Here is a 2,815-nt window from a genome sequence, read left to right as displayed (position 1 = left end):
CGGTCGAACATCACGATGTCGTTATTGGAGAGAGTCTGGTAAATTGGATTGTCGGGATTAACTGGATCAATGATGATACCAGCCACGTTTTGAGCTTGGAGCCGTAGGATATTGCTAGTTTTGGTATCCTGATCATTATCAGCATTGGTGAAGATCATCCGGTAACCCGCTTGATTAAAAACCGCCGAGATTCCAGAAAGGACGGTGGCGGAGAAGGGATTGGTGATGTCAGCAATTGAAACCCCGATTGTTTTATTGTCGTTTTTTGCGAGATCGCGGGCGACGCTATTGGGGTGGTAGTTATGCTCAGTGATAATTTTAGCCACGTGGGCACGAGTTTTGGCAGACATCTTGCCGTAATTGTGGTTTAGAAAGTTGGAGACGGTGGCCGTTAAAATCCCCGCTAGTTTGGCAATGTCGTTAATTGTTAGTTTTTCCACGATGCTGCCCCCTCGAGTGCATAAAATTTAGAGAGTTGAGTTAAATATGTTAAATTAGTTAGCGTCTTATCCGGTAAAATAACGGCTTTTAGTTGGGAAACGCTTTCTTCTAGAGTTAGAATAACATTAGCACTAATGATTTATCGAGGGATTTATATATTTATTTTCAATGTACACTAGCAGATGGGGTGGAAAATATGTTTCAAGATGTCAATGCCTTTTTTACGGCGTTTGGGGCTAGCGTTGTCGTCCCGGTGATGATTTTTATCATCGCCCTTTTCTTAAAGGTTCAACCCAAAATGGCAATGATGAGCGCCTTTTACGCCGGGGTGGGGCTGACGGGTTTTGGTTGGATCATTTCAGAATTCACACCGGTGGTCACTAAGATTATTAAGCAGATGGTGAGTACTACCGGAATTAAACTCCCGGTGGTCGATATTGGCTGGCAAGCCGGGTCTCTAGCTAGCTTTGGGTCAACTGTAGGCCTGGCTTTCTTTGTGTTCGGGCTTCTGTTTGAATTGCTGATCTTTGCCTTGGGAATCACTAAAGTCTTTATGGCCTCTAACTTATGGAACAACTTTGGTTTCATGATTTGGGGGACGATGGCCTACTATGTTACCCACAACTTTTGGCTGTCGATGGGGTTGTCCTTTTTTATGCTCCTGTATTCCTTAGTGTTGGCGGAAGTTCAGGCAGATCGATGGTCAGATTACTATGGGGTCAAAAACGCTACGGTGGCGGCCTCACATAACATTGAGCAGACCATCCCGGCAATTTTCTTGGATCCACTGTGGAATCTACTCGGCTTCAACAGGGTTAAGGTGACTCCGGAATACTTTAAGAATAAGTTAGGCGTGTTTGGGGAACCGACGACCTTAGGGGCGTTGTTAGGGTTAATTATCGGTATCCTAGGGAATCTCCATAGTTTAGGAACTATCAAAGCGTGGGGACAAATCCTCCAGTTTGCCGTGCAGCTAGCTGCCGTAATGACAATTTTCCCGCTGGTGACCGGAGTCTTTGCCAAAGCCTTCGCGCCATTGGCTGAAGAGATTGACAAGAATCGCAAAAAGGAAGTGGCTGAGCAAGGAAAAGAAATCGATGCTATTCACGATAAAAAACGGTGGTTCCTTGGTGTTGATGATGGGGTTGGTTACGGGGAGCCAGCTACAATCATTGCCGGGGTGATTCTAATACCGATTATGGTGGTAATCGCCTTCATCTTACCGGGGAATCGGGTTCTACCGGTAGTTGATTTAATATCGTTGCCCTTCATGGTTGAATCGATCGTCGCCGTTACTCGTGGCAATATTTTAAAGGTGATTGCCAACGGAATTGTTTGGTTCTCATTGGGGCTGTACGCCTCCAGTTGGTTAGGAACTATCTACACCGGTACGGTTTCTCACTATGGGGTGGCGATTCCAGCCGGGGTAGTCTTGATTACTAGCTTCAATCTAATTGCCCGGCCGGTAAACGCCCTTATATTCGCGGCCTTTATTTCCCAGAATCCGGTTTGGATTGGGCTGTGTATCGTTATCTACTTGGTAGCGTTGTATGGGCTTCGCCGGTATCGACCACAAATTTGGTCTTATTTGAACCGGATGGCGGAAAAGAATGCAAAATAAGATTATGACACAAAAAGACCAGTGGTTCGCGGACGTACAATACCCCCTAGGATTGACACTTTAAATAATAAAAGTGTCATCTCTAGGGGGGTGTTTTGAATAGGAACATATTCAACGACGGAAAAATTAAGGTTACTCAGTAATTACCAAGATTCAGACTACTCACTCGGGGTATACGCAGATTATCACCAGGTGCGGACCTCTAGCCTTAACAGATGGATTAAACAATTTTTAACGGCTGGTTTGGCTGGATTGATTCGCCCTGAACACAATCACAGGCACACACTTCAAACCAAGCGATCAGCCGTTAAAGCTTACCTTTCAGGTACCCTGTCAGGCCAAGCAATTCTCAATAGATATCAAATTCGTAGTCTTTCCCAACTACATCAATGGATTGTCCGGTACAATAGTGGACAATTAAGTGTTGCTTACGCAACAAGAAAGCGAGCTAGGAAAGTGGGCCGAAAAGTTACTTTTGAGGAGAAACGGCAAATTACTCAATGGACAATTGATCACGAGTATAACTATCAAGCCGCGGCAGAAAAATTTAATGTCAGCTATCAACGGGTCTATTCATGGGTACGAAAGTACCAAAGAACTCACGATTGGGAATCCCTTCAGGATAACCGGGGTCGCCATAAAGGCAAAACACCAACCAATGAAGTGAAAAGATTACGACAAGAAGTAAGGCAGCTGAAAGCTAAAGCGAAGGAACGGGAGGTACAGATTGCCTTCGCAAAAAAATTGATCGAA

The 2,815-nt window shown here is 44.9% G+C and carries 3 protein-coding genes; 2 read left to right on the top strand and 1 reads right to left on the bottom strand.

The window, feature by feature from the left end:
* Nucleotides 1-440, bottom strand: a 440-nt coding sequence (locus FC60_RS09020) for a LacI family DNA-binding transcriptional regulator (protein ID WP_156399320.1), incomplete at its 3' end; no start/stop codon positions are given.
* A 197-nt stretch (nucleotides 441-637) separates the two neighbouring features.
* Here FC60_RS09020 and FC60_RS09015 point away from each other — a divergent pair.
* The gene (locus FC60_RS09015) at nucleotides 638-2,062 is read left to right on the top strand and encodes a PTS galactitol transporter subunit IIC (protein ID WP_056938042.1); all 1,425 of its coding nucleotides are present in this window, start codon (nucleotides 638-640) and stop codon (nucleotides 2,060-2,062) included.
* Nucleotides 2,063-2,254: 192 nt separating this feature from the next.
* The coding region (locus FC60_RS09010; RefSeq protein ID WP_056938041.1) for a helix-turn-helix domain-containing protein at nucleotides 2,255-2,815 on the top strand (561 nt) is incomplete at its 3' end.

This window comes from Limosilactobacillus gastricus DSM 16045, from assembly GCF_001434365.1.
GTDB classification, from domain to species: domain Bacteria; phylum Bacillota; class Bacilli; order Lactobacillales; family Lactobacillaceae; genus Limosilactobacillus; species Limosilactobacillus gastricus.
This window is presented reverse-complemented; position numbering and strand designations above follow the sequence as displayed.

Coding starts and splice junctions, on each gene's coding strand:
- FC60_RS09015 (WP_056938042.1), top strand. CDS start 638: ATGTTTCAAGATGTCAATGCCTTTTTTACGGCGTTTGGGGCTAGCGTT.